Genomic DNA, 24783 nt, shown 5'->3' with positions numbered 1-24783 from the left:
GCCCAGGCCCTGCGTACCGGGAGTTTTTTCTCATTTGGGACCTCACCGATTGTTCGCGGGGCGCATCAACCCGTTAGACTCGGTTGTTGGGTTTTATTGACCTATCTCACACGACTTTATTAACACAACAGGAGGACGCTTGCTTAGCGCATTTGGCCGGGCCTTTCGCACGCCTGATCTGCGACGCAAGTTGTTGTTCACGCTGGGAATCATCACAATCTTCCGCTTGGGTGCCTTCATCCCCTCGCCTGGTGTGAGCTACCAGAATGTCCAGCAATGCTTGCAGAACGGTCAGACCTCGGGCGGGATCTACCAGCTCGTCAACCTGTTCAGCGGCGGTGCATTGCTGCAGGTGTCCATCTTCGCGTTGGGCATCATGCCGTACATCACGGCCAGCATTATTGTGCAGCTGCTCCGGGTGGTCATTCCCCGGTTCCAGCAGCTCTATGAAGAAGGCGCATCGGGGCAGTCCAAGCTGACCCAGTACACGCGTTACCTGACAATTGCCCTGGGCCTGCTGAACGCCACGACGCTGGTGTCGCTGGCGCGTTCCGGCCAGTTGCTGCCCAACTGCCAGCTGGACATCATCCCCGACGCAAGCGTCATCACCACGATCCTCATCATCATCACCCTGACGGCCGGTACCGGCCTGATCATGTGGATGGGCGAGCTCGTGACGGAGAAGGGCGTGGGCAACGGCATGTCGCTGCTCATCTTCACCTCCATCGCAGCCGGCTTCCCGACCTCCCTGGGTGCCATCTGGAAGGCCCAGGGGCCTGGCACCTTCTTCATGGTGCTGGTCATCGGACTGCTCACCGTCGCACTCGTGGTCTTCGTGGAGCAATCCCAGCGCAGGATTCCCGTGCAGTACGCCAAGCGCATGATCGGGCGGCGGACCGTGGGAGGCACCAGCACGTACATTCCCATCAAGGTGAACATGGCCGGCGTCGTGCCTGTCATCTTCGCGTCCTCGATGCTGTACCTGCCGGGCCTGATCTCGCAGTTCAACCAGCCCAAGCAGGGCGAACAGATGCAGCCCTGGGTTGAGTGGATCAACAACAACCTCACGAAGGGTGACCACCCTATCTACATGGCGCTTTATTTCGCCATGATCGTCTTCTTTACCTACTTCTATGTCGCAATCACTTTCAATCCTGAAGAGGTTTCCGACAACATGAAGAAGTACGGCGGCTTCATCCCGGGCATCCGGGCCGGCAAGCCGACGGCGGACTATCTGCAGTACGTCCTTTCCAGGATCACCCTGCCCGGCGCCCTCTACCTGGGCTTCGTGGCATTGATCCCGCTGGTCGCCCTGGTCCTGATCAATGCCAACCAGAACTTCCCGTTCGGCGGCACCTCGATCCTGATCATGGTGGGCGTGGGCCTGGAAACGGTCAAGCAGATTGACGCGCAGCTACAACAACGTCACTACGAAGGGCTTTTGCGATGACGAGAATGTTGATTATCGGACCTCCCGGGTCCGGCAAGGGAACGCAGGCGGATCGGATCTCCGAGCGCCTCGGCGTCGTTGCGATCTCCACCGGCGATATCTTCCGCGCCAACGTCAAGGGTGAGACGCCGCTGGGCGTCGAGGCCAAGAAGTACATGGATGCCGGCGATTTCGTGCCGGACAGCGTCACCAACAAGATGGTGCGCGACCGCCTGAGCGAGGACGACGTCGAGAACGGCTTCCTCCTGGACGGTTACCCGCGCACCACGGCGCAGGTGGACTATCTCGATGAGATCCTTGCCAACGGTGAGCAGAAGCTGGACGTGGTCCTGCAGCTGACCGCCGATGACGAGGAACTGGTGCACCGCCTCCTGGGCCGTGCCAAGGAAACCGGCCGCAGCGACGACAATGAAGCCGTCATCCGCCACCGGCTGGATCTCTACCACGAGCAGACCGAGGCTGTTGTGGCCAAGTATGCCGAGCGCGGCATCCTGACCCAGGTTGACGGCATCGGCGGCATCGACGAGGTCACCGACCGCGTGATGCAGGCCATAAAGGCAGCACAGGCGGCCTGATCCAGGATTAGCCTTGCACCGAGGCCGCCGAACCCGGCTTGCCTCCAGTGCCAGCAAGGGCGCGTCCCGTACCATCGTGTACGGGACGCGCCCTTTTCGTGCGGGGTGCCGTTGCCCAGGTGTCTCCTTCGGTGGCGCCGCCGGCGGATGCCGGCAAACGATCAGTACCGGAGCCGGAAGATCACCGGACGCATTGTCTGTGGGGAGATACTGCATGAACCAGACCCTTCCGGGGGCGGCGAGGATCGCCGGCCTCGAAGTCTATGTGCCGCCGGGCCGGATGGGTACCGGGCAGTTGGAGGAGCAGCTCGCTGCCGCCAGCCCCGGCTTCCGTGTCCCAAAGGGCCTGATCGGCAGGCTGACAGGGATCCGGACACGGTCCGTGATGGCCGGGACCGAGCAGGCGTCCGACCTTGCGGCTGTGGCCGCCGCGAAGCTGCTGGCCCACCGCGGACTCCAGCCCGCCGACGTCGACCTCCTACTCTTTGCTTCGGCGAGCCAGGACATGGTGGAGCCGGCCACCGGCCACATGGTGGCCGCAAAACTGGGCGTGGGCTGCCCGGTGATGGATATCAAGAACGCCTGTAACAGCATTCTTAACGGCCTGGAGGTGGCCGATGCGCTGATCGGCGCCGGCCGCTACCGGCGCGTGCTCCTGGTCAGCGGAGAATCGCCGTCCCGGGCCGTGCGCTGGTCCGTTCCGGACCAGGAGACTTTCGCCGCTGCCTTTCCGGGCTACACCATGAGCGACGCCGGCTGTGCCGTACTGCTGGAACCGGCGGATCCCGACGACGACGCCGGGCCCCGGGTCCTGGGGACGGGCTTCACCGCGAAGAGCAGCCACTGGGCGGTGGGAACACTTCCCACCGGCGGTTCCGTTGCTCCCCGGGATCCCGAAGCGACGTACTTCAACATGGACGGCGAAAAACTCAAGGACGCGTTCCTGGACCTGGGGCGGGGAATCCTGGACGAGACCCTGGAACGGCTGGGCCTGTCGTGGGCGGACTTCGCCGTAGTCTGCGTCCACCAGGTCAGTGCGCCCTACCGGGACATCTTTGCCCGCGGGGCCGGTGTGCCTCCGGACAAGCTCGTCAGGACGGTCGAGGAATACGGCAACATGGCCTCGGTAAGCCTGCCCCTGCAGCTGAAGGTGGCACAGGACCTGGGCCGGTGCGGCCCCGGCGACCTGGTGGCGCTGGTGGGGCTCGCCGGCGGCGTCAGCCTGGGCATCGCCGTGGTGCGACTGTGACGCCGCCTGTCCCCGGCAGCGAACCGCCGGTGCCCGGCAGCGAACCGCCGGTCACCGGCAGCGAGCCGCCGGTGCGGGCGCTGTGCGTCGCGATGCCGGCCCTGAATGAGGAGAAGCTGATCCTGCAGTCATTGCAGGCGCTGGCCGCTCAGACGCACAAGGATTTCACGCTCGTGGTGGTGGACAACGGGTCCACGGACGCTACCTTGGCAATCGTGGCGGGTTTTGCCCGGCTGCACCCTGCAATGGACATCCGGCTGGTTCACGAGGCGCAAAAGGGAACGGGCGCAGCTGCCGATACCGGCATGCGTTTCGGCGCCCTGAACGGTGCCCGGTGGTTGGCCCGCACCGACGCGGACTGCCTCCCTGCCGCTGACTGGACCCGGCGCATCATGGAAGCGTTTGATGACGGCCTGGAAATGATTGCCGGGCAGCTCAACCCGCGGCTGGACGAAGGGCTGGGCCGGGGCAGCCGCTGGCTCATGTTGCTGGCCGTGGAGGTCGCTTCGTTTTTTGGCCGCATCCGGCCGGGCAACAAGGGGGAGGGGTATCTGGGCCCGTACCAGATGCTGCCCGGCTGCAACATGGCCATCACCGCGGAGCTGTACCTTCGGGCAGGCGGTTTTCCCCGCACCAGCATCGAGGACTTGCACGAGGACCGGGCACTCTCCAACCGCGTCCGCAAGCTCACGCGCGCCTATGCGCTCCGGCGCAACGTGGTGGTGTTTGGATCCTCCCGGCGGGTCCGGGCCTGGGGCCTGCCCAACACGCTGGCCTGGTACGCGGACCACCGGTTCCGCCCGGACCACGTGGACATCCGGTGAGCGCCGCGTCGGCGCGGGACACCGCCACGGGCGGTGCGGCTATGTGGGAGCGGCGGCTGCACACTGCGGCCCATCCGGTGGCCTACCCGCTGATCCGCGGGCTGGGGAAGCTCCGGCACGTTGTTCGGCTGCCGGGCCTGGGGGTACTGGTCAGTGAAGCCGCGCTGGTCAGGGAGGTCCTGATGGATGCCAGCTATTCGAAGTCCGGAGCCAGGGCTTCCGGCGCGCTGTGGACCCCAGTGGTGGGACCCCGCGTCCTGCTGAACATGCATGGCGAGGAGCACTTGGAGCTGCGGCGCCGCCTCAACGGCCTGTTCACCCCCCGCGCCGTTCAAGCCATCGTGGCCCCGGCGGGGGAACGACTCCGCAGCCGACTGGCTACTGGGCTGGAGAACGGCGGCTCGGTGGAGTTCGTAGGACTGGTGAAAGAATTGTCCGGCGGAGTGATCAGCCGGCTGCTGGGTGTCCGGGACGACGCGCCCGGCCGCCTCCCGGACACCGAACTCTTCAACCTGGGCACCTCCATCACCTCGCTGGTGCGGCTGGGCCGGCCCCGGCTGACGCCGCCGCAGGTCACCAGGGCGAAGGCCGCCGTCGAAATACTGGCCGGACCCGTGCGCAGCGCCTACCGCAGCGACGACCCGTCCAGCTTTCCGGGCCGGCTCCGGGTCCTGGGGCTCAGCGAGGACGAAGCGGTGGGGATCGTCAGCGCCTTTGTGATCGCCGGGACTGAAACCTTGGTCTCCTACGTCCCGCGGCTCGCAGCGATGCTGTTCGACGACGGCAGGCTGCCCGGGCTGGCAGCTGACCGCAGCGGCCTCCCGGACGCCGTCAATGAGGGCCTTCGGTACACCGCGCCGTCGCCGATGATGCTCCGTGAGGCGACGACGGACGGGCAGCTGGGCGGTGTCCGGATCAGGCCAGGGGACCGGATCCTGCTATCCACCGTGCACGCCGTCAAAAGCCTGGGCGGTTTTGACCCGCGGAGGCCCATCCCGCCCGCGGCCCGCCAGCTCTGGTTCGGGGCGGGAGCCCACTTCTGCATCGGTATGCCCCTGGCCATGGCCGAAATCAACTCCGCCATGGCCGTCCTCCTGGATGAGTACCGCCGCGATCCGTGGCGCGTCCGCTCCCGAACGGTCAGCCGGAACGTGCTCATCCCGCACTACAAAACGTTGGAGCTGGCCCGTGCAAACTGACCTGCCGGACGACCTCATTGCCGCCGTGTACGAGGCCGCCTCGAAGTACCCGGCCCATCCGGCCATCACGGCACCCGGCAGGCGCAGCGGCAGGCCGGGAAAGACCATCAGCTACCGGGACCTTGCCGCCGGGATCGAATCCACCGCCGCAGGCCTGCGGCGTGAGGGCTTCGGTCCGGGCGAACGGCTGTTGTTTTCGGTGCGGCCGGGTCCGGCCGCATTCACGCTCGCGCTGGCTGCCGTCCGGGCCGGCGGGGCCATTGTGTTCATCGATCCCGGGGTCGGCCCCGAACTGTTCCGGAACAGGACGGCTCTGGCGTCCCCGCGGTGGGCGGCTTCCGAGTCGCTGCTCTATGCGCTCAGCGCGCGCGGCCCGCTGCGGCCCCTGGCCAGGCGGCGCGGACTGCTGCTTCCGGACTACGGGGCCATGGAGGTCCGGCACTTCCACTCCGGTCCGTGGCTTCCGGGTGTCCCGCTGAAGTCCACCAACATCCGTACCCTCGCCCGCAGTGCTGCTCACCGCGGCGGTAAGGACGACGGCGGCACTCACGACGCCGGCACTCACGACGCCGGCACTCAGTACGCCGACGGCGACTGGCCGGACGGGACGCCGGCGGTGCAGGAGGTACCGTCCGCGCCGGGGCAGGAAGCGGTCATCATCTTCACGTCGGGCACCACCGGAAATCCCAAGGGGGTGGTGCACAGCCGCGGGACCCTGGCGGCAGGATTCGGCCAATTGAGCACACGCTGCACGTTCGCGGCCGGCGACCGCATCCACTCGGAACAGCTGATGATGGGGCTGCCGGCCCTGATCGCCGGCGCCCACTGGACAATGCCGGCGTACGGGTTGTCCGCTGCGATCGATCCGCTGCGGTTCGCGGCCGAACTGGGATCCTCACCCGGCCAGCAGGCGGCAACGCATGTGTTCCTGGTGCCCTCGCAGCTGGTGCCGATCCTCGACGCCGTGCAATCAGGACAGCTGGTGTGGCCGGACGCCCTGAAAACGGTGATGCTGGGCGCAGCCCCGGTGCTGGCACCGTTCCTGGAGCGGGCTGCGGGGTTACTGCCCGGCGTGCGCTTCCACTGCATCTATGGGATGACGGAAGTGCTGCCCATCGCAGTTGCTGACGGGCGCGAGAAACTGGACTTCGCTTCCGGACGCACCGCGGAGTTCCGGACCCCGGACGGCTCCGGCGCGGGCGACTACCTCGGCGAACCGCTGCCTGGTGTGCGAATCCGGGTGGCGGCCGACCACGAACTTATGGTCTCCGGGCCGAACATGTGCCTGGGCTACCTTGGCGAGGACGCCATGGATGAGCACGCCACCGGCGACCTCGTGAGGGTGGACCGCGGCCGGCTGGTAATGCTGGGGCGCAAAAAGGACATGATCATCCGCGGCAAGACCAACATCTACCCCGGCCTGTATGAGCCCGTTATTGCCGCCATCGACGGTGTCGGCCAGGCCGTGATGGTCGGCGTCCAGGACGGCATCGGCGACGAAACGGTGTGGCTCGCCGTCGAACCGCAACACGGACGGAGCCCGGACGCGCTCCAGCAGACGCTGCGCCGGCAGCTGCCGAAACTCATCGACGAATCAGCGCTCCCTGACCGAATAGAAGTCATGCCCCGGCTGCCGGTTGCCGGCCGGCACCGCAAACCCGACCGGATTGCCCTGCGGGCTCTCTTCTACGACCTTCGGTCACGAGGCAGGCCGCCGGAGGGCACACCATGAGGATCGCCGTGACCGGGGCCAGCGGCTTCGTCGGCGGAGCTGTTGCCCAAGCTGCGGAGGACCGCGGCTGGGAAGTGATCCGGTACGGCCGCCGCCTTCTCCCCGGACTCAGCGTCTGGGACCTTAGCGGCGGGCCACTGTCCAACCCGCCGGAAGTCGACGCCGTCGTGCATGCCGGCGCGCACGTGGCCGACTGGGGTCCGCCCCAGCTCTTCCACCGCGTCAACGTCCTCGGGACCGAGGCCGTGGCCGCGACCTTCCCGGGGGCGCGGTTGGTCCACATTTCAAGCTCCAGCGTCTACCCGTGGTGGCAGCCCTGCGTGGACCGGGCGGAAGATCCGGTCGCCGGACGGTACCTGAACGCCTACTCCGGTTCGAAAGCCATGGCGGAGGCCGCGGCAGCGCGCCACCGCAATGCGCTGATCCTCCGGCCCCACGGGGTGTACGGTCCGGGGGACCGGACGCTTCTGCCCCGCCTCATCAGCAACGTGAACCATAACCGGCTGCTGAGCGTCGGCGGACCGGACGTCCGGCACCAGCTGACGTCCATCGGGAACCTGGCCCGGGCGGCGCTCGCCGCCTGCACCTCGGAGGCGGCCGGCCCCGTCAACGTCGCCGACCACCGGCCCGTGGCACTCGGCCAGGTCCTGCGGGAGGTACTGGACAACACCGGCCGTTCCGGCGTCGAACTCGCCTTCATCCCGATGCGCGCGGCGATGACGCTGGCGGCATCCCTCGAGGCGGTGGCAGGCGTGACGCGCAAGCCGCCGCGGCTCACACGGTACGCCGTGAGCCAGCTCGGCTTCGAGCGCACCTACTCCACGAGCCGCCTGCGGGAGGAGCTGGGTGTTGTCCCTGTCCCGAGCAGCTTCGCAGGTGCGGGAGAATGGATCAGAGACCTGGGATGAAAGCATCCCGCCAGCGAGACGAAGCACTGAGGTATAAATGGCATTCGGACAGCCCCGGATCGAATACAAAACCAACGCCCAAATGCGCATCATGCACGAGGCCGGCCTGGTCCTGAGCCGCGCCTTGGACGCTGCGGTGGCGGCAGCTGTACCCGGCGCCACCACGGCGCAGCTGGACGCCGTCTTCCGCGCAGTCCTGGACGAGGCGGGCGCCAAGTCCAACTTCCTCGGCTACCACGGGTTCCCGGCCACCATCTGCACCTCGGTCAACGAGGAAGTGGTTCACGGGATCCCGGGCGCCCGCGTACTGAACGACGGCGACATCATCTCGATCGACGGCGGCGCGATCGTTAACGGCTGGCACTCCGACTCCGCCCGCACCGTGATTGTGGGCACCCCGGACCCCGAAGACGTCCGGTTGTCCGAAGTCACCGAGGAAGCCATGTGGCGCGGCATCGCGGCGCTGGCCACCGGAAAATTCGTCGGGGATATCGGCTGCGCCGTGGACGATTACGTCTCCTCCGTCCCGGGCAAGCCGCTGGGCATCCTCGAAGACTACGTGGGCCACGGCATCGGCTCCGAAATGCACATGGCACCGGATGTGCTGAACTACCGGACCAGCCACCGCGGGCCCAAGATCCGGCCCGGACTGTGCCTGGCCATTGAGCCCATGCTGGTCCGAGGCAGCATTGACACGGCCGTGCTCGAGGACGACTGGACCGTCGTGACCACCGACGGCAAGCGCTCGTGCCAGTGGGAGCACTCAGTGGCCGTCCATGAAAAGGGCATCTGGGTTCTTTCCGCGCCCGACGGCGGTGCGGAGCGCCTTGCGCCGCTGGGCGTGGTCCCCGTCCCGATCCCGTAGGTCCCCGGCAAACGGCGACGCGACCGCGGCGACGCGCAAAATCCCTGCCGACGCAGAAAATCCCTGGCGACGCAGAAAATCCTTGGCGCACCCGAAATAACGGGTGCGCCAAGGATTTTGCGTATCGCGGGACTTTTTGCGCGTCGAGTCCGCGGGTCAGGAAAGGATGCGTCAGCTCTTGAGCTTGGGCTTGACGTCCTTCGTGTAGATGCCCTCCAGCGTGGACTTCAACGCGGTCATGGTGGCCTTCACGTCGCCCTGCTGGGTGAGGATCTTCGCTGCGGCCTTGGCCATTTCCTGGTCTGCGCCGGGCAGGAACACGCGGGCGTTGTCCTGGACCCGGGTGACCGCGAGCTGGTCCATGGCCGTCTTGATCTGCGGCGTCTTGGCCAGTACCGACGTCATGTCGGCCGAAACACGCGTAGGCATGTAGCCCGTTGCCGCAGAGAATTCCGCGGTGCTTTCCGGCTCGGTCATGAACTTCAGGAAGGTGCCCGCAGCCAGCTGCACTTCCTTGCTCACACCGCTGGGAATGCCCAGGCCGGCACCACCGGTGGGGCACACGCCGCTTTCCACCTTGGGGCCGCCCGGCAGGAAGCCCACGCCCACGTTGAACTTGGCGGACTTCAGCACACCGAGCAGGGACCCTGTGGACGAGATGGTGGAGGATGTGATGCCCGCGGCGAAGTCGTCAGCGGCCTCCTTCGAGGAAACACCCGCCCAGCCGTCCTTGTAGATGGAATCCTGGGCCCACTGCAGGGCCTCCACCGATTCCGCCGAGTCGCAGTTGATGGTCCACTCGTTGGACCAGCTGCCGCCCCATCCCCAGAGGTTGTTCTGCAGGGTCCAGCCCGCATAGCCGGCCAGCGCCGGGTAGATGTAGGCGTACTGCGCGCCGGAGCTTGCCTTCAGCTTGGGCGCCCACTCGGCGAATTCCTGCCAGGTTTTCGGTGCCCGGTCCGGGAGGCCGGCCGCCTTGAAGTGGTCCTTGTTGTAGTAGAAGAGCGGCGTCGAACGGCCGTAGGGGAGGGCCCACTGCTTGTCGTCGTACTGGTAGTCGGCCACGAGGGACTTCTGGAAGTCGTCCACCTTGATATCCAGCTGTTTCACCAGTCCGTCCAGCGGAATGATGTTGCCGTTCGTGAAGTAGCGGAACCACCACACATCGGAGAGCACCACAAGGCCCGGCAGTGCCTCCTTGGCGGCCTGCGAGGTCTGGAACTTCTGTGCAATCTCCTCATAGTTGGCACCGGCGGTGACCAGGTTCACCTTGATGTCCGGGAACTTGGCGTGGAACTTGGCGATGATGGATTTTTCGACGTCCTGGGACTTGCCCGGGTGGCTCGTCCAGAAGTCGATGGAGGCGGCAGGCTTGACGCCGCTGAAGTCGATCTCGGCGGCTTCGCTTGCAGGCGTTGTTCCGCCGGTGGACGGGCCGCCGCACGCTGCCAGCGCAGCGGCACCGGCTCCTGCGCCGGCAAGCCCCAGGAAATGCCTGCGGTCAAGATTCATACCCATTGTGGATCCTCTCAAAGGTGATTGCTTGTGCTGACTCGTTGTACGGGTTGGGTGACGGGTGGCGCGGGGGCAACTGTGGTGCACCGGACAGGGAACACGGTCCTAGCCGGTGACGCTGCCTTGGGTGAGGCCGGCCACGATGTAGCGCTGGAGTGCTGCGAACACCACCAGGATGGGGACGATCACCAGCACGGCACCGGCCATGAGGATGCCCCAGCCGGACCCGTTCCCTTCGGAGTTCTGCAGCAGCGTCAGGCCCACGGGAAGGGTCATGGTTTCGGGGCGGTCCGTGATGATGAGCGGCCAGATGTAGTCGTTCCACTCGCTGACCACGGTGACCAGGGCAACGGTGGCTATCGAAGGGACGGACACCGGGACCACGATCCGCCAGAGCCTGCGCCAGTGGCCTGCGCCGTCGATCTCCGCGGATTCGAGGATGGAGGCCGGCAGCGTCATGAAGTGCTGCCGCAGCAGGAAGGTGCCGAAGGCGGTGCCCAGTCCGGGCAGGATGATGCCCCAGAGGGTGTTCTTGCCGCCCATCCCGGCGATGAGGATGTAGTTGGGCAGGATGGACACCTGCGGCGGCACCATCAGGGCGACAAGGATCAGCACGAAGATGGCGTTCTTGAACGGGAAACGCACAAATACCAGGGCGTAGGCGGTGAGGATGGCCAGCAGCACTTTGACGGTGGCGCCCACCAGCGTGACGATGGTGCTGTTAAGGAAGAACTGCGCGAAGGGCACCGTGGTCATGGCGATGTTGTAGTTCTCCAGGTTCACGCTCTCCGGGAGGATTTTCAGGTCCATGGTGATGATCTCGCCGGGCTGCTTGAACGAGCTCAGGATCATCCAGAGCAGCGGCAGGAAGACCACCAGGGTAGCCAGGATCAGCGGGACGTAGCCGCCGGCAATGGTCTGGACAATGTTGGCGCGGGACAGTGGCCGGTGCGTGCTCATGAGTAGTGCACCTTCCGTTCGACGAACCGCAGCTGCAGCACGGTGATGATGAGCAGGATGGCGAAGAGCACCACCGAGATGGATGCCGAATATCCGGCCCTGTTGAAGGCACCGAATGCCTGGAGGTAGGCCTCGTAGATCAGTGTGCTGGTGCCGTTGCCCAGGGGTGTCATGATCCTGATCAGGTCGAACGCCTGCAACGAGCTGAGCATGGTGGTGATCAGCAGGAAGAAGGTGGTGGGGGAGAGCAACGGGACGGACATGCTCAGGAAGCGCCGGAAGCCGTTGGCGCCGTCCAGGGATGCTGCCTCCATGACGTCCTGCGGGAGCGACTGGAGCCCCGCGAGGTACACCACCGCGCAGTAGCCCAGGTTCTTCCAGATGTACACGATGATCACCATGACCAGCGAGAGCTGCGGATCATTGATCCATTGCGGACTCTGCTGGCCCAGCCCGCGGAGGACCCAGGCCAGGACGCCGTAGCCGGGATCAAAGATGAACAGCCAGACCAGGCCCACGCCCACGCCGCTGAGCACGTAGGGGGCGAAAACCGCAGAACGGGCAAATGTGGTGCCGCGGACCTTGGAATTCAGCGCAAGTGCGATCAGCAGGCCCAGCACCATGGAACCGCCGACGGTGACGACGGTGAAGACAGCTGTGGTGCCGAGCACCTTGGCGGCATCGGAGCTGGTGAAGAACGTGACGTAGTTGTCCAGCCCCACCACGGTGGCGGACGCCGATCCCAGCGTCCAGTCCAAGGTGGAGTAGTAAATGTTGTTGATGAGCGGGAGGTACGTGAAAACCCCGATCAGCACCAGGTTGGGCAGTGCGAGGGCCAGGAACACGAAGAAGTCCCGGCGGGTCCGGCCGGACCATTTGGGCCGGCGCCGGAGGGCCGGACCGGCTTCCGCGACGGCGGGTGGCCTGTCGGTCAGTTGTCTTGTCATTCGGTCTCTAACGGATCCGGGCCTGCGTACTGCAGGCCAGTGGGCGTGGGGATTTAGCTTCACTTCACCACATGGTTGGTGGGCAGAACCCCGCACAAGCCCTCGTCCGAGGATTGTTAGTCAAGGCTTCCTTGCCCGTTAACGCCGTGTTGCTTGCAGTATTACATAACGTTTGTTTTGCCTGACGGAGTTGGCCCCGCGGGTCGCGGAATGCCCGGGAGCGTACCCTCAGTTTTGCGCAGGGCGCACAATGGAGCCATGGGAGCGATCACCGACGTCACCGGAATCCGGGTGGGCCATGTGCAAAGAGCCGGGTCTGGACGGGAGTCCGACGGCGCGGAGTCCGACAGCGGCTGGCTCACCGGGGTGACTGTGGTGCTCCCGCCGCCCGGCACCGTCGGCTCAGTTGACGTCCGCGGCGGAGGCCCGGCCACTCATGAAACGGATTCACTGGATCCCGCCACGCTTTCCCAGCGCGTGGATGCCGTGGTGCTTACCGGAGGGAGCGCTTTCGGGCTCGTGGCCGCGCACGGTGCCAAGCGCTGGTGCGAGGAAAACGGCCGGGGATTCGCCGTGCCCGGGGGACTGGTGCCGATCGTCCCGGCCGCCGCCATCTTCGACCTGGGCCGCGGCGGTGACTTCTCCGCCCGTCCCGACGAGGAGATGGGTTACGTGGCAACTGCCGCCGCTGCCGCCCAAACGGAAGGGCACGACGTCGAACGCGGCAACGTGGGCGCCGGCACCGGAGCCGTCCTCGGAAGAGGGACGTATAAGGGCGGAGTCGGCACGGCCTCGATTACTTTAGACAACGGAGTCGTGATTGGAGCCCTTGCGGTCGTGAATGCAGTGGGACTGCCCTTGGGCACATCGCCGGAGCGGGCCGAAGCCGGGCCCGGCCGGAATGCCCAGCCGCCACCCCTCAACACAACCCTCGTCGTTGTCGCTACCAACGCTGTCCTCAACAAGGTGGAGTGCAAGCGCACCGCCTCTGCGTGCCATGCCGGGCTGGCCCGGGCGCTGAATCCGTCCCACACCCTGGCGGACGGCGACACCGTGTTCGCCCTGGCGACGGGCGCCGTCGAACTTGACCGCAGCTCTGACGCTGCCCGGCAGTTCAGCCTCATCACGCTGCAGAGCGCGGCAGCGGACGTCGTGACGGAAGCCATCCTGGACGGCGTCTCCCGGGCCGAGGGCATCTCAACGCCGGCGGGGGTATTTGCTGCGTATGGCCCGGTGGTGCGCTACCATGGTCCGATTTAACATTCCCGCCGAGATGGCGTAGTGTTGTCTGTTGGTTGTCTGCCCTGTTTGTGCCCTTTTGCGGTCATAAGGCAGAAGCCAATCAATCAAAAACGTTCGCAGTCATGTCCGGTGCCAATCGGAAGGCTGCGACAACAACAGTTAGCGGAGGGTATGGCCAAGAAGGACGGGGTCATTGAGATCGAGGGCGTTGTGACTGAGGCGCTGCCTAATGCGATGTTTCGCGTTGAGCTCACCAACAAGCACATCGTTCTGGCGCACATCTCTGGAAAAATGCGCCAGCACTACATCAGGATTCTCCCTGAGGACCGGGTAGTGGTGGAGCTGAGCCCGTACGACCTTACACGTGGTCGTATCGTCTACCGCTACAAGTAAACACTGGGCGGCCAGAGCTTTAGCCGAAGGCCGGTCCAGCTGACCAACTGCAACACGCAAAGGAACGCCATGAAGGTCAAGCCGAGCGTCAAGCAGATCTGCGAAAAGTGCAAAGTGATCCGCCGTAATGGCCGGGTCATGGTGATCTGCGAGAACCCGCGCCACAAGCAGCGCCAGGGCTAATTTCCTTCACGGGAAACCCTGGGTTGCTAACCCACGCAAGTAAATAAAGGCAGCACAAGCTGAACTGGGACATTCGCTCGACAGAGCCCGGACAGCTAACCCCCGGTCGGAGGCTGGGGCCGCACTGAAAGTGCGGGTGTACTGCCTACGACCTCCGGTTTATACAAGGAGTACCGCCACTATGGCTCGTCTCGCTGGCGTAGACATTCCCCGCGAAAAGCGGTTGGAAATTGCGCTTACTTACATCTACGGCGTGGGCAAGACCCGTGCACACGAAACCCTGGCTGCTACCGGCATCAGCGCTGACGTTCGGGTCAAGGACCTGACCGACGCACAGCTGGTTGAGCTGCGTGACTACATTGAAGGCAACTACAAGGTTGAGGGTGACCTTCGCCGCGAAGTGGCCGCTGATATCCGCCGCAAGGTTGAAATCGGCAGCTACGAAGGCCTGCGTCACCGCAAGGGCCTGCCCGTACGCGGTCAGCGTACGAAGACCAACGCTCGTACCCGCAAGGGTCCGAAGCGCACCGTCGCCGGCAAGAAGAAAGCCGGCCGCTAGAAATAGCCGCTGACTTTCCCCCGATAACTTTCTGTAGGAGAAATAATGCCCCCGAAGACTCGTGGCGCGGTTCGCAAGCCGCGTAAGAAGGACAAGAAGAATATCGCGCTTGGCCAGGCGCACATCAAGAGCACCTTTAACAACACCATCGTTTCCATCACGGATCCGAACGGTGCTGTCATCTCCTGGGCTTCTGCCGGTGAGGTTGGCTTCAAGGGCTCACGTAAGTCCACCCCGTTCGCTGCCCAGATGGCTGCCGAAGCTGCTGCAAAGCGCGCCCAGGAGCACGGCCTGAAGAAGGTCGACGTGTTCGTCAAGGGACCGGGTTCGGGCCGCGAAACCGCAATCCGCTCGCTGCAGGCCGCCGGCCTGGAGGTTGGCTCCATCCAGGACGTCACCCCCGCCGCGCACAACGGCTGCCGCCCGCCGAAGCGCCGCCGCGTCTAAGACGTTTCCAGCAGCTGGAGCTTGCCCGGACCTTCACGGGTCCGGGCAGGCCCAGCCGCGTTAAGTCTTCAGACCGAATTTCCACCACCTGTGTTGCGTCATATAGCGGATGCTCGCCGAAAGGAAACCTAAGTGCTCATTGCACAGCGCCCCACCCTCTCTGAAGAGGTCGTCTCCGAAAACCGCTCCCGTTTCATCATTGAACCGCTGGAGCCGGGCTTTGGATACACTCTCGGAAACTCCCTCCGCCGTACCCTGCTCTCCTCCATCCCGGGCGCTGCTGTAACCAGCATCCGGATCGATGGCGTGCTGCACGAGTTCACCACGGTTCCGGGTGTCAAGGAAGATGTCACTGAGATCATCCTGAACATCAAGAACCTGTCGGTTTCCTCCGAGCACGACGAGCCGGTTGTTGCTTACCTGCGCAAGCAGGGCCCGGGAGTCGTCACCGCCGCGGACATCGCTCCGCCGGCCGGCGTCGAATTCCACAACCCGGATCTGCACATTGCCACGCTGAACTCGAAGGGCAAGTTCGAACTCGAACTGACCATCGAGCGCGGCCGCGGCTACGTTTCGGCAGCTCAGAACAAGTCCGGCGACTCCGAGATCGGCCGCATTCCGGTCGACTCGATCTACTCGCCGGTGCTGAAGGTTACTTTCCGCGTGGAAGCCACCCGTGTTGAGCAGCGCACTGACTTCGACAAGCTGATTGTCGACGTCGAGACCAAGCAGGCAATCGCCCCGCGCGATGCCGTCGCTTCGGCAGGCACCACCCTGGTGGAACTGTTCGGTCTGGCCCGCGAGCTGAACACCGCAGCTGAAGGTATCGAGATTGGCCCGTCGCCGACTGACGCTGCCCTGGCAGCTGACATGGCCCTGCCGATCGAGGATCTGGACCTCACCGTCCGTTCCTACAACTGCCTCAAGCGTGAGGGCATCCACACCGTGGGTGAACTCGTTGCCCGCTCCGAGGCCGACCTGATGGACATCCGTAACTTCGGTGCGAAGTCCATCGACGAGGTCAAGGCCAAGCTGGTTGAACTGGGCCTGTCCCTCAAGGACTCGCCTCCCGGTTTCGACCTGGCAGCACGCGCCGCAGCCATCGAAGAGGACGACGCCGCGTTCAGCGACGACGAGCTCTAACAAGCAGATCTTGGCCGGCTGGCTGGATGCACCATGGTGTGCGCAGCCCACCGGCTTCCATATGAGGAGAAACAATTATGCCTACCCCCACTAAGGGTCCGCGCCTCGGAGGCGGCCCGGCTCACGAGCGTCTTATGCTCGCGAACCTGGCAGCAGCACTGTTCGAGCACAAGCGGATCACCACCACGGTGACCAAGGCCAAGCGCCTGAAGCCGTACGCAGAGCGTCTGGTGACCTTCGCCAAGCGCGGCGACCTCGCTTCCCGCCGTCGTGTACTCGGCCTGATCAGCAACAAGGGCGTTGTCCACGAGCTGTTCACCGACATTGCACAGGCAGTGGAGAACCGCGATGGCGGCTACACCCGCATCACCAAGATCGGCAACCGCAAGGGCGACAACGCTCCCATGGCTGTCATCGAGCTCGTCCTTGAGCCGGTTTCCGCCAAGCAGGCCGTCGTAGCTGAGGCTACGTCCGCTGCGAAGCGCGATGCCGACAAGAAGGAAGCTGCTGCTGCTCCGGTCGCCGAGACTGAGGTCGCTGAGACCGAAGCTGCTCCGGAAGCCGAAGCTGCGGAAGCCCCCAAGGCTGAGGCTGCTGAAACCGAAGAGGCCCCGGCCGCTGAGGAAGCTGCTGAGAAGCCGGCTGCTGAGGAAAAGGACGCGAAGTAATTCGCTAAATCCTTGGCTTAGACTTAAGTCTATGAACCACCAGAAACCCGCTGCCCCCATTTTGGGGGGCGGCGGGTTTTTGCGTATCCGTTTGGATTTGGCTTACGACGGCGGCCCCTTTAGCGGGTGGGCTGTGCAGCCCGGCCTGCGGACAGTCCAGGGCGTCCTGGAGAGCGCGCTGGCGCTCCTGATCAGGCGCAAGGTTCGGGTCACCGTCGCCGGCCGCACCGACGCCGGCGTGCATGCGCGGGGGCAGGTGGTTCACCTGGACCTCACCGAAGAGGAGTGGCAGGGACTGAACCGCGGCGTCGAACTGGATCCCGCCGTCGCCCTGCTGCGGCGCCTGCGCGGGGCACTGAGCCGGGGACTGGGCGACCTGACCGGCGCGATTGAAGTGCACAGCGTTACTGTGGCGCCTGAAGGTTTCGACGCACGGTTCTCGGCCCTGTGGCGCCGGTACAGCTACCGCATCGCGGACGGTCCGGCGCTGTGGGATCCGTTGGGCAGGTATTCCACGCTGTGGCACAAGGAGCAACTCGATGTGTCGCTATTGAATGAGGGGGCATCCAAGCTCCTGGGGCTGCAGAACTTCCGCTCCTACTGCAAGCCCCGGGAAGGCTCCACCACCATCCGGGAGCTTCAGCGGTTTGAATTCGCGCGGGGGACCGACGGCGTCATCGTGGCCACAGTGCAGGCTGACGCGTTCTGCCACAACATGGTGCGGGCGCTGGTGGGTTCGGCCCTGTATGTCGGGTCCGGGGCCGAGAAACCGGGGTGGCTCTACGAGCGGTTGCTGGAGCAGAAACGCGACGCCAAATCCGTGCTGTCCGCGCCGCATCCCCTGGTGCTTGAGGAAGTAGCCTATCCCTCGGACAGCGAGCTGCTGGCCCGTGCCGAACTGACCAGGGCACTGCGGAAATAGATACCGATGGGGCAGCGCATAAAGCGCCCGGCCTTTCCTGGGGACAAAGTTAACGTGAAAGTCACGCTAATTGACATTTTAGAATTTGCTGCGCAAAAACAGCCGACTAAAGGCGAGATTTCTTGTAGCCTAGTCCCTCGGGGGGTGTAACAGGCATTTGCGATGGGCAGGTGCCTGCATGGGGTCTCTGGGGATGTATGGGGTTTGGCCATGAGCGATCTGGGAGTAGCTGTGGTTGTCGAGGATGACAAGGACATACGTAACTTGTTGGAATCGGTCTTCCTTCAAGCGGGTTTTGAGGTGCATACCGCCTCGGACGGCCGCGAGGGCGTGGAATTGGTCCGACATCAGCACGCGAATGTTGTCACTTTGGATGTTGGCCTGCCGGATATCGACGGATACGAGGTGCTGCGGCGCATCAGGCAGTTCAGTGACGCCTACGTGGTGATGCTGACCGGACGGACTGAGGAGCCGGACATGCTGACCGCGCTGCACTCGGGCGCGGACGATTACATCACTAAGCCGTTCCGTCCGCTGGAGCTCCGGGCAAGGGTGGCGGCCATGATGCGGCGGCCGCGGAACGGCCACGCCCAGAGACCGACGCCGGATGCGCCGATACCGCTTGCAGCAACGGGAACAGGATCAAAGGACGTACTGGAGCACAGGGACCTGCGGCTCAGCCCCCGGACCAGGTCCGCTGAACTGGCGGGCAAGGAACTGGAGCTCACCCGCAGCGAGTTTGTCCTGCTGGAGGAACTCCTGCGGGCTGGCGGGGCAGTATGCACCCGGGCGGACCTGGTGAAGGTGGTTCGGGGGGATTACTACCAGGACAACACCTATATCAGCGAGGCCGACGAGCGGGCCGTGGAAGTCCACATCGGGAACCTTCGAAAGAAACTCCACGAAGACACCCATTCGCCGCAATTGCTGCAGACGGTCCGCGGAGTCGGGTACCGGCTCGGAGCGGGCAAACTCTAGCGGCTGGCGGCAGCCTACCCGGCCTGCCGGCCGGCTTGCCCCTGGCCTAGCCGGCCGGCAGGTAGCTTTGGCGGAGCCGGGCAACCGTTTCGTGGCCGAGGTCGGAGACGCAGGCGAGCATTAACTGGCCTTTGTCCCAGCTCCCTGAACGGATCACGCTCTCGATGTCTTCCGCCAGGCGGGCAAGGCGGAGGCCCCCTACCATCGCCGAGCCGATCTTCAGGCTGATGGCTGCGTCCAGGGCAGTGGTGAGGTCCTGGCCGGAGATCGCGTTCGTCAGGTTGAGATAGCGCTGTTCCCAGATCTCGATGTAGTCCAGGGCGAACTTCTTCGCGACGGCCGGCTGGGCCAGCTGGGTCTCGAGGTCCTGCAGCACCAGGAGGTCCACCAGGGGGATGTCCTCAAAAGCCACGCCTGCTTCAGTGCCCGCGGCAGCTGCGGCCGGGCACAGGGCGGGGATTTGATGTGTGCCCTCGCCTTCGGTGGAACTGCCTGAAATGGACATATGACAACGCTACTTCCTGAATCTGTCAATTCACTCGACTTCGGCAGATCTTGTGGAAACCTTGAGTCTCTTGGGTTATCAGGGGGTGACGGCTGTCACTTGGGCACCTTACTGCCCGCTGAATGTGACAACGGTGTTAATGACGGCGGGACCGAGAATTGCGATGAACAGGACCGGAAAAATGAAGAACAGGAGCGGGAACAGGATCATCACCGGCAGCTTCATGGCTTTTTCCTCCGCACGTTGCCGTCGCTTCACCCGCATCACTTTGGCCTGGATCCGGAGGACCCGGCTGATGGCAATACCGTAGGTGTCAGCCTGGACGATGGCCTGGACGAAGCTGCGCAGCTCCGGGATGTTCGTTCGTTCGGCAAGCGCGAGGTACGACTCCCGGCGGCTGCGTCCCACCTGCATGTCCTGCAGGGTTCGGATGATTTCTTCGGCCAGCGGCCCTTTGCCGTTTTCCCCTGCACGGGCCATGGCACCCTCGAAGCCCAAGCCCGCTTCCACTGAGATGAGCATCTGGTCCAGGGTATTGGCGAGTTCCAGCTGCATGGCCTTTTGGCGCTCCATGCCCTTGCTGTAGAGGAGCAGGTCCGGGATGAAGTAGCCCAGGAAGAGCAGGAACAGGCCGGCAAGCTTGATGATGGGTTTGGGGCTGCTGATGCTGATAAGGATGAAAAGGGACGCTCCCACCAGGCCGAGGGCGGGCTTTGCCGCGAGGATGCGCCCCAGGGGCCACGCAGCAGGCCGGCCGGCCAGGGAGAGTAACCGGTCGAGTTTCCGGACGTAGGCCGCGGGGGCCAGGCCGTAACCGATCCTGTCGAGGAGGCCGCTCCGTGCTTTGTCGGGGACCTCGACCGCCCTCCTGCCACGCGTCAGGATAGCCACCGTTGCGCTTCGGGCCTTGCGGTCCACGGACAGGACGGACCAGGCCAGGTAGCCGATCGGGAGGCCGACCAGGAGGAGTGAGGACAGCACCACGGGATTCATGGTCGCCTCAGAACTTCAGATCGATGATTTTGCGCATCCACAGGCTGCCGATGGTCATAAAGACCACGGACGCTGCGATCATGGCCCAACCCAGCGGATGGGTGAACATCGCATCCATGTAGCCGGGGTTCACTGCCATGAGCATCAGTACAATGCCGATGGGCATGGCGATCAGGATGTAGGCGGAGAACTTCCCCTCGGCCGCAAGTGCCTTGATGTGTCCCTTGATTTCGGACCGCTCGCGGATCGTCTCATTGACCTGGTCCAGGACCTCAGCCAGGTTGCCGCCCACTTCGCGGTTGATCTGGATAGCCTGCGCGATCCAGACGAAGTCCTCGTTCTTCATGCGTTCCGAGGTGTCCGTCAGGGAGGCCAGCAGGTCGCGGCCCAGGCTTGTTTCCGTGATGACCCGGCGCATCTCTTCCGAGGTGGGGCTTTGTGACTCGGCGGCGGCGGCGTCGATGGCGCGCAGGATGCTGTGGCCTGCCCGCAGCCCTCCGGCGAGGAGCTGGAGGGTGTCGCCGAGCTGCTGGTCGAACCTGGCCCGCCTCTTCCCGGCGAGGAAGCCCAAAACCAGGTGCCCCACGAACGGCGCGAGGATGACAAGCAGGATGGAGACCACGGGCACGCCGATAACCAGGCCCACCAGGGCGCCCACGATGGCACCGGCCATCACCAGGACGATGAACTCGGCCTGGCTGAGCCGGACGCCGGCAGTTTCCAGGGTCTCCCGGTTGTAGAGGCGCAGGTTCCTGGCTGCCAGGAAGCGGTCCAGGGTTCCGACCGTGATGTTTGCCAGGCGCGTCAGCCGTGACGGCGGGTCAGAGTCATAGGGACGGCGGCGGCTGAGGGCGATCTCCGGAGCACCGGGGATCAGCAGCGCCACGCCCAGAAGCAGTGGTGCGAGGAAGAGGAGCGCGGCTCCGACAGTGATGAGCACGGCGGCGTCCCTACGCGATTCCCTGGCCGGAGTGGCCCGCCTGGCCGGAGTGGCCTGCAGGCCCGGCCGGGCTGCCGGGCGTGGCGAAGACTGCGGGGGAGACGTGGATGCCGAGGTCCTCGAAGCGGTCGATGAAGCGCGGGCGGATCCCGGTGGCCACCGGGCGTCCGAGGAAGCGGCCCTGGGCGTCGACGCCGGCCGAGTAGTCGAAGACGAACGCGTCCTGGAGGGTGACGATGTCGCCTTCCATGCCCTGGACCTCGGTTACGTGGGTGATGCGGCGGCTGCCGTCACGCAGCCGCGAAATCTGGACGATCAGGTTCACCGCGGAAGCTATTTGTTCCCGGATCGCCCGCAGCGGCAGGTCCATCCCGGCCATGAGCACCAGGGTTTCAAGGCGCGCCACGGCGTCACGCGGGGAATTGGAGTGCACCGTGGAGAGAGAACCGTCGTGGCCGGTGTTCATCGCCTGGAGCATGTCCAGTGACTCGCCGCCGCGGACCTCGCCCACCACGATGCGGTCGGGGCGCATACGCAGCGAGTTGCGCAGCAGTTCACGGATGGTCACCTCGCCCTTGCCCTCGGTGTTGGGCGGACGGCTCTCCAGCCGGACCACGTGCGCCTGCTGGATCTGCAGTTCCACGGCGTCCTCGATGGTGACGATCCGTTCGTCCGAGGGCAGGAAGGACGAAAGCACGTTCAGCAGGGTGGTTTTACCGGTTCCCGTTCCGCCCGAGACGATGATGTTGAGCTTGGCTTTGACGCACGCGTTCAGGAGCTCCGCCATTTCCGGAGTCAGCGTTCCGAAGTCGATCAGGTTCCGGACGGTGAGGGGAACCTTGCTGAACTTCCGGATGGTCAGTGACGATCCGCCCACGGCCAGTGGCGGGATCACCGCGTTGACTCGGGAACCGTCCTCCAGCCGGGCATCCACCAGGGGAGAGGACTCGTCAATGCGGCGGCCCACTTTGGACACGATGCGCTCGATGACCTTCCGCAGGTGTTCTTCCGAGCTGAAGCGGGAGTCGGCCAGGGTGAGGTGGCCCTTGCGCTCCACGTAGATCTGGTCCATCCGGTTGACCATGATTTCGGTGACGGCGGGGTCGTCCAGCAGCCGCTGCAGGGGGCCGTAGCCCAGCACGTCGTCGGCAACGTCCTGCACCAGGCGCGTGCGTTCCTCCGAGGAGAGCGGCACCTGCTCGGCATCGATGATGCGGGTGAGCTCTTCCCGGGCGGACGTCCGGAGCTCCAGTTCGGTGATGGCAGAGTCGTTGAAACGCGAACCCATGCGTTCGAACAGCGCCGTGGCCGCCCTTTCCTTCAACGCGGCGAACGCGTCCACGGGCTGCTGGACTTTCGGTTTCACCTCATCCGCGTGGTCTGTGCCCGCTGGAGGAACGACGACGGCGGCAGCCGGTGCCGCCGTCGTCGTCCGCTTTGCCGGTGCTGGCGGTGTCCACGGTTCCGGCTGCCGGGTGGGCAGTTCCGGGCGGTCCATCTCGAGGGTTGCGGTGGCTGTGCGGGAAGCCGGCGACGACGGGGCAATGGTTTGGGTGCGTGAGGGCGACTTGGCCTGGGCTGCGCTGATGCGCTCTGAAAGTTTCATCTAGACCACTACCCTTCGGTGCAGTTTGCGTTGCGATGTGGCCCGCCAGGCGGGGTTGAACCGGTTGACGAGCTGGTTCAGGCCCTTGGTTGCCGGGTCCTTGGCGGACTCCTGGAGGACGGGGATGCCGCGGTTGGTGGACAGGGCCACTGCGCGGGACCTCGGAATGCTGACGTCCACGGGTGCCCCAATGGTCGATTCGAGGTCCTGGACGGTGAGCCCCAGCTTGGAATCGGCCATGTTCAGCACCACGTGGCGGGTCTCCGGGAGGATGTCCAGCTGGCGCAGCACGTCCAGGCCGGAGCGCAGGCCGCGGACGCTGGGGATGTCCATGCCGCTGACCCAAACCACATCCGTGCACTGCTCCATGGCCGCGAGGCCGATTTCGGGCAGGCCCGGAGCTGTGTCCACCACCACGTACTGGAACTGCTCGGCGAGCTGTTCCAGCAGCCGGGTGACCTGCTCCGGGGAGATCTCGTCGGCGTCGACGGGCGTCAGAGGAGCGCACACGGCGTAGATGCTGGCCGGATGGACCGTGAGAAAGGCCTTCAGGACCAGCGAATCCTGGCTAGCCGCGGGGGAGACCGCGTCCGTGACGGTGTGCTGGGGGTCCAGGTAGAGGGCGGAAGCGACGTCGCCGAACTGCAGGTCCAAGTCCACGATCACCACGCTCATCGGCGCGATCTTGCCCAGTCCGACGGCGATGTTGGTGGCGATGGTGGTTTTGCCCACTCCTCCTTTGGGGGAGAAGACTCCGATCACCAGGCCTTTGTTGGTGTCCGTCATTGGCTGGGCTGCCTGAACCCGGTACCTGCCGGCGAATTGTTGGCTGGCCCGTTCCAGGAGGACCCGGATCTGCGCCGCGTCGGAGTCGGGGGAGAGGATGTCCCGGATGCCCGCACGCATGGCCTGCAGGATGAAGTCCGGGTCCGGTTCGCTGGCGAGGATGACGCTCAGCTCCGGGAACCGGACATTCATGACTGTGGCGAGCCGCAGCGCTTCCTCCACGGGAACGTCCGGTCCCAGGATGAGTACTTCGGGACGTTCCTGGTCAAGGTGGGCGAACAGGTCGTTGGGGTCAGCGGGGAGCAGGCTGGTGAAGAAAGTCTGTACGCCACCTTGGAGGCCGCCGGCGACGGCCTGGCGGAGGCGGCCGTCGAAGCTGACGTCGGGCGTGATCAGGACGAAGCGGCTCATTTGTAGACGTCCGGCCGAATCATGATGCGCGGTCCGTTGTCCTCGGCGTCGAGGGGCTCCCGGGTGAGCCAGATCGAGTCGCCAAACTCGGACGCGAACACGATCTTGCCGGCGTTGACGTCGTTGACCGCCACCGTGATCATCAGGGAACCGGTGGGGAGGTTCACGTCGCGGGGGTCAGGTTCCGTTCCGGCGCTCGCCGTCGGCGCCGGCTTGGCGGCCGCTCCTTCGGGGGCGCGCTGGACTGCGGTGACCAGGACCTTGTGGATGGAGAGCTGGGTGGTCTCCTTGTCGGCCTTCGCCTCGACGCCGCCGGCCTTCATGGAGATGAAGACGCCCACGTGGTCGCCGGGCTGGAGGCGGCCGCCCACCACACGCTGCGGCTCCAGCTGGAAGGATACTTCCTGGAGGCCGGCTGGCACTTTCATTGAACCCGAGGTCTGGAGATCTTCCGGCGCGACGAGTTTCTCTGCCAGCAGTTGTTCACCGGGGACGAGGTCGGCGGCGGCCACTTTGCCGGCGGATTCATCGAGGGTGTCCAGCGCGGATTTTGCGACGGCGGTGCCCGGCACCTGTTCCAGGGCCACCGATGCTTTGACTGTGTCTACGGTTGCGCCTGCGGGGACGGCTTTGGTGACCACGAGTACGCCCACCGGGTCCAGGTCCTTGACGGCGCGCTGGTCAGCGCCCTGGGCGTACGTGACGACGAGGACCGCCCCGGCGATGGCCAGGAGGACTGCCACCACCCCTGCCAACAAACGTGACTTCACTGACTGCTCCTGT

At 65.0% G+C, this 24783-nt stretch carries 26 protein-coding genes; 17 read left to right on the top strand and 9 right to left on the bottom strand.

Annotated elements, in window-relative coordinates; genetic code table 11:
• The first annotated feature begins 139 nt into the window (after positions 1 to 139).
• The 8 genes from secY to map all read left to right on the top strand — a co-directional run bounded on the left by secY (position 140) and on the right by map (position 8802).
• On the top strand, positions 140 to 1450 hold the full coding sequence (secY, locus tag JOE41_RS04815; RefSeq protein ID WP_011692792.1) for a preprotein translocase subunit SecY: 1311 nt from the start codon (positions 140 to 142) through the stop codon (positions 1448 to 1450).
• Between the two features lie 5 nt (positions 1451 to 1455).
• Positions 1456 to 2025 (top strand): adenylate kinase, encoded by a 570-nt coding sequence (locus tag JOE41_RS04810; protein WP_198011601.1) that lies wholly within the window; start codon positions 1456 to 1458, stop codon positions 2023 to 2025.
• A 214-nt stretch (positions 2026 to 2239) separates the two neighbouring features.
• Positions 2240 to 3274, top strand: a complete 1035-nt coding sequence (locus JOE41_RS04805) for a 3-oxoacyl-ACP synthase III family protein (RefSeq protein ID WP_011692790.1) — start codon at positions 2240 to 2242, stop codon at positions 3272 to 3274.
• Entirely contained in the window at positions 3271 to 4098 is an 828-nt protein-coding gene (locus tag JOE41_RS04800) for a glycosyltransferase family 2 protein (protein WP_307800663.1), read from the top strand. Before JOE41_RS04805 ends, JOE41_RS04800 begins: the two co-directional genes overlap by 4 nt.
• On the top strand, positions 4095 to 5297 hold the full coding sequence (locus tag JOE41_RS04795) for a cytochrome P450 (RefSeq protein ID WP_307800662.1): 1203 nt from the start codon (positions 4095 to 4097) through the stop codon (positions 5295 to 5297). The genes JOE41_RS04800 and JOE41_RS04795 overlap by 4 nt, the downstream gene beginning before the upstream one ends.
• Positions 5287 to 7029 carry a class I adenylate-forming enzyme family protein gene (locus tag JOE41_RS04790; protein WP_209751191.1) on the top strand — a complete coding sequence of 581 codons (1743 nt, stop codon included), beginning with the start codon at positions 5287 to 5289 and terminating at the stop codon, positions 7027 to 7029. Before JOE41_RS04795 ends, JOE41_RS04790 begins: the two co-directional genes overlap by 11 nt.
• Positions 7026 to 7937 (top strand): NAD(P)-dependent oxidoreductase, encoded by a 912-nt coding sequence (locus JOE41_RS04785; protein ID WP_209751189.1) that lies wholly within the window; start codon positions 7026 to 7028, stop codon positions 7935 to 7937. Before JOE41_RS04790 ends, JOE41_RS04785 begins: the two co-directional genes overlap by 4 nt.
• 37 nt (positions 7938 to 7974) lie before the next feature.
• The gene (gene map, locus JOE41_RS04780) at positions 7975 to 8802 is read left to right on the top strand and encodes a type I methionyl aminopeptidase (protein WP_011692785.1); all 828 of its coding nucleotides are present in this window, start codon (positions 7975 to 7977) and stop codon (positions 8800 to 8802) included.
• Positions 8803 to 8973: 171 nt separating this feature from the next.
• Here map and JOE41_RS04775 read toward each other — a convergent pair whose 3' ends face one another.
• The 3 genes from JOE41_RS04775 to JOE41_RS04765 all read right to left on the bottom strand — a co-directional run bounded on the left by JOE41_RS04775 (position 8974) and on the right by JOE41_RS04765 (position 12224).
• Positions 8974 to 10320: an ABC transporter substrate-binding protein gene (locus tag JOE41_RS04775; RefSeq protein WP_011692784.1), complete on the bottom strand. Its 1347-nt coding sequence runs from the start codon at positions 10318 to 10320 to the stop codon at positions 8974 to 8976.
• A 102-nt stretch (positions 10321 to 10422) separates the two neighbouring features.
• Positions 10423 to 11277, bottom strand: coding sequence for a carbohydrate ABC transporter permease (locus JOE41_RS04770; protein WP_011692783.1), 855 nt, complete (start codon positions 11275 to 11277; stop codon positions 10423 to 10425).
• The gene (locus tag JOE41_RS04765) at positions 11274 to 12224 is read right to left on the bottom strand and encodes a carbohydrate ABC transporter permease (protein ID WP_011692782.1); all 951 of its coding nucleotides are present in this window, start codon (positions 12222 to 12224) and stop codon (positions 11274 to 11276) included. Before JOE41_RS04765 ends, JOE41_RS04770 begins: the two co-directional genes overlap by 4 nt.
• Before the next feature lie 258 nt (positions 12225 to 12482).
• Here JOE41_RS04765 and JOE41_RS04760 point away from each other — a divergent pair, with 258 nt between their 5' ends.
• The 9 genes from JOE41_RS04760 to JOE41_RS04720 all read left to right on the top strand — a co-directional run bounded on the left by JOE41_RS04760 (position 12483) and on the right by JOE41_RS04720 (position 18759).
• On the top strand, positions 12483 to 13484 hold the full coding sequence (locus JOE41_RS04760) for a P1 family peptidase (protein WP_209751187.1): 1002 nt from the start codon (positions 12483 to 12485) through the stop codon (positions 13482 to 13484).
• Between the two features lie 153 nt (positions 13485 to 13637).
• The gene (gene infA / locus JOE41_RS04755; protein WP_009358723.1) at positions 13638 to 13859 is read left to right on the top strand and encodes a translation initiation factor IF-1; all 222 of its coding nucleotides are present in this window, start codon (positions 13638 to 13640) and stop codon (positions 13857 to 13859) included.
• 69 nt (positions 13860 to 13928) lie between these two features.
• The gene (rpmJ, locus tag JOE41_RS04750; RefSeq protein ID WP_009358722.1) at positions 13929 to 14042 is read left to right on the top strand and encodes a 50S ribosomal protein L36; all 114 of its coding nucleotides are present in this window, start codon (positions 13929 to 13931) and stop codon (positions 14040 to 14042) included.
• 181 nt (positions 14043 to 14223) lie between these two features.
• Entirely contained in the window at positions 14224 to 14601 is a 378-nt protein-coding gene (gene rpsM / locus JOE41_RS04745; protein WP_011692780.1) for a 30S ribosomal protein S13, read from the top strand.
• Between the two features lie 45 nt (positions 14602 to 14646).
• Complete coding sequence (rpsK, locus tag JOE41_RS04740) at positions 14647 to 15048, top strand: 30S ribosomal protein S11 (protein ID WP_011692779.1); 402 nt, start codon at positions 14647 to 14649, stop codon at positions 15046 to 15048.
• A gap of 132 nt (positions 15049 to 15180) precedes the next feature.
• The gene (locus tag JOE41_RS04735) at positions 15181 to 16191 is read left to right on the top strand and encodes a DNA-directed RNA polymerase subunit alpha (protein WP_011692778.1); all 1011 of its coding nucleotides are present in this window, start codon (positions 15181 to 15183) and stop codon (positions 16189 to 16191) included.
• Positions 16192 to 16268: 77 nt separating this feature from the next.
• A complete protein-coding gene (rplQ, locus tag JOE41_RS04730) occupies positions 16269 to 16859 on the top strand; it encodes a 50S ribosomal protein L17 (protein ID WP_209751186.1) in 591 nt (196 codons plus the stop codon).
• Positions 16860 to 16890: 31 nt separating this feature from the next.
• Positions 16891 to 17781: a tRNA pseudouridine(38-40) synthase TruA gene (gene truA, locus JOE41_RS04725; protein ID WP_209751184.1), complete on the top strand. Its 891-nt coding sequence runs from the start codon at positions 16891 to 16893 to the stop codon at positions 17779 to 17781.
• Between the two features lie 210 nt (positions 17782 to 17991).
• On the top strand, positions 17992 to 18759 hold the full coding sequence (locus tag JOE41_RS04720; RefSeq protein WP_209751182.1) for a response regulator transcription factor: 768 nt from the start codon (positions 17992 to 17994) through the stop codon (positions 18757 to 18759).
• Between the two features lie 46 nt (positions 18760 to 18805).
• Here the strand turns inward: JOE41_RS04720 and JOE41_RS04715 are convergent, their stop codons facing one another.
• The 6 genes from JOE41_RS04715 to JOE41_RS04690 form a co-directional block, all read right to left on the bottom strand.
• Positions 18806 to 19264 (bottom strand): Hpt domain-containing protein, encoded by a 459-nt coding sequence (locus tag JOE41_RS04715; protein ID WP_209751180.1) that lies wholly within the window; start codon positions 19262 to 19264, stop codon positions 18806 to 18808.
• Between the two features lie 108 nt (positions 19265 to 19372).
• Positions 19373 to 20257, bottom strand: coding sequence for a type II secretion system F family protein (locus tag JOE41_RS04710; RefSeq protein WP_209751178.1), 885 nt, complete (start codon positions 20255 to 20257; stop codon positions 19373 to 19375).
• A 7-nt stretch (positions 20258 to 20264) separates the two neighbouring features.
• The gene (locus JOE41_RS04705) at positions 20265 to 21197 is read right to left on the bottom strand and encodes a type II secretion system F family protein (protein ID WP_011692772.1); all 933 of its coding nucleotides are present in this window, start codon (positions 21195 to 21197) and stop codon (positions 20265 to 20267) included.
• A gap of 10 nt (positions 21198 to 21207) precedes the next feature.
• The gene (locus JOE41_RS04700) at positions 21208 to 22803 is read right to left on the bottom strand and encodes a CpaF family protein (protein ID WP_209751176.1); all 1596 of its coding nucleotides are present in this window, start codon (positions 22801 to 22803) and stop codon (positions 21208 to 21210) included.
• Positions 22804 to 24000, bottom strand: a complete 1197-nt coding sequence (locus JOE41_RS04695) for an AAA family ATPase (protein WP_209751174.1) — start codon at positions 23998 to 24000, stop codon at positions 22804 to 22806. It lies immediately after the preceding gene.
• A complete protein-coding gene (locus tag JOE41_RS04690) occupies positions 23997 to 24770 on the bottom strand; it encodes an RcpC/CpaB family pilus assembly protein (RefSeq protein WP_209751172.1) in 774 nt (257 codons plus the stop codon). Before JOE41_RS04690 ends, JOE41_RS04695 begins: the two co-directional genes overlap by 4 nt.
• Positions 24771 to 24783 lie beyond the last annotated feature (13 nt).

The sequence above is a fragment of the Arthrobacter sp. PvP103 genome, assembly GCF_017833075.1.
Taxonomy (GTDB): Bacteria; Actinomycetota; Actinomycetes; order Actinomycetales; family Micrococcaceae; genus Arthrobacter.
Note: the sequence above shows the minus strand (reverse complement) of the source record. Positions and strands in the feature narration are given on the sequence as shown.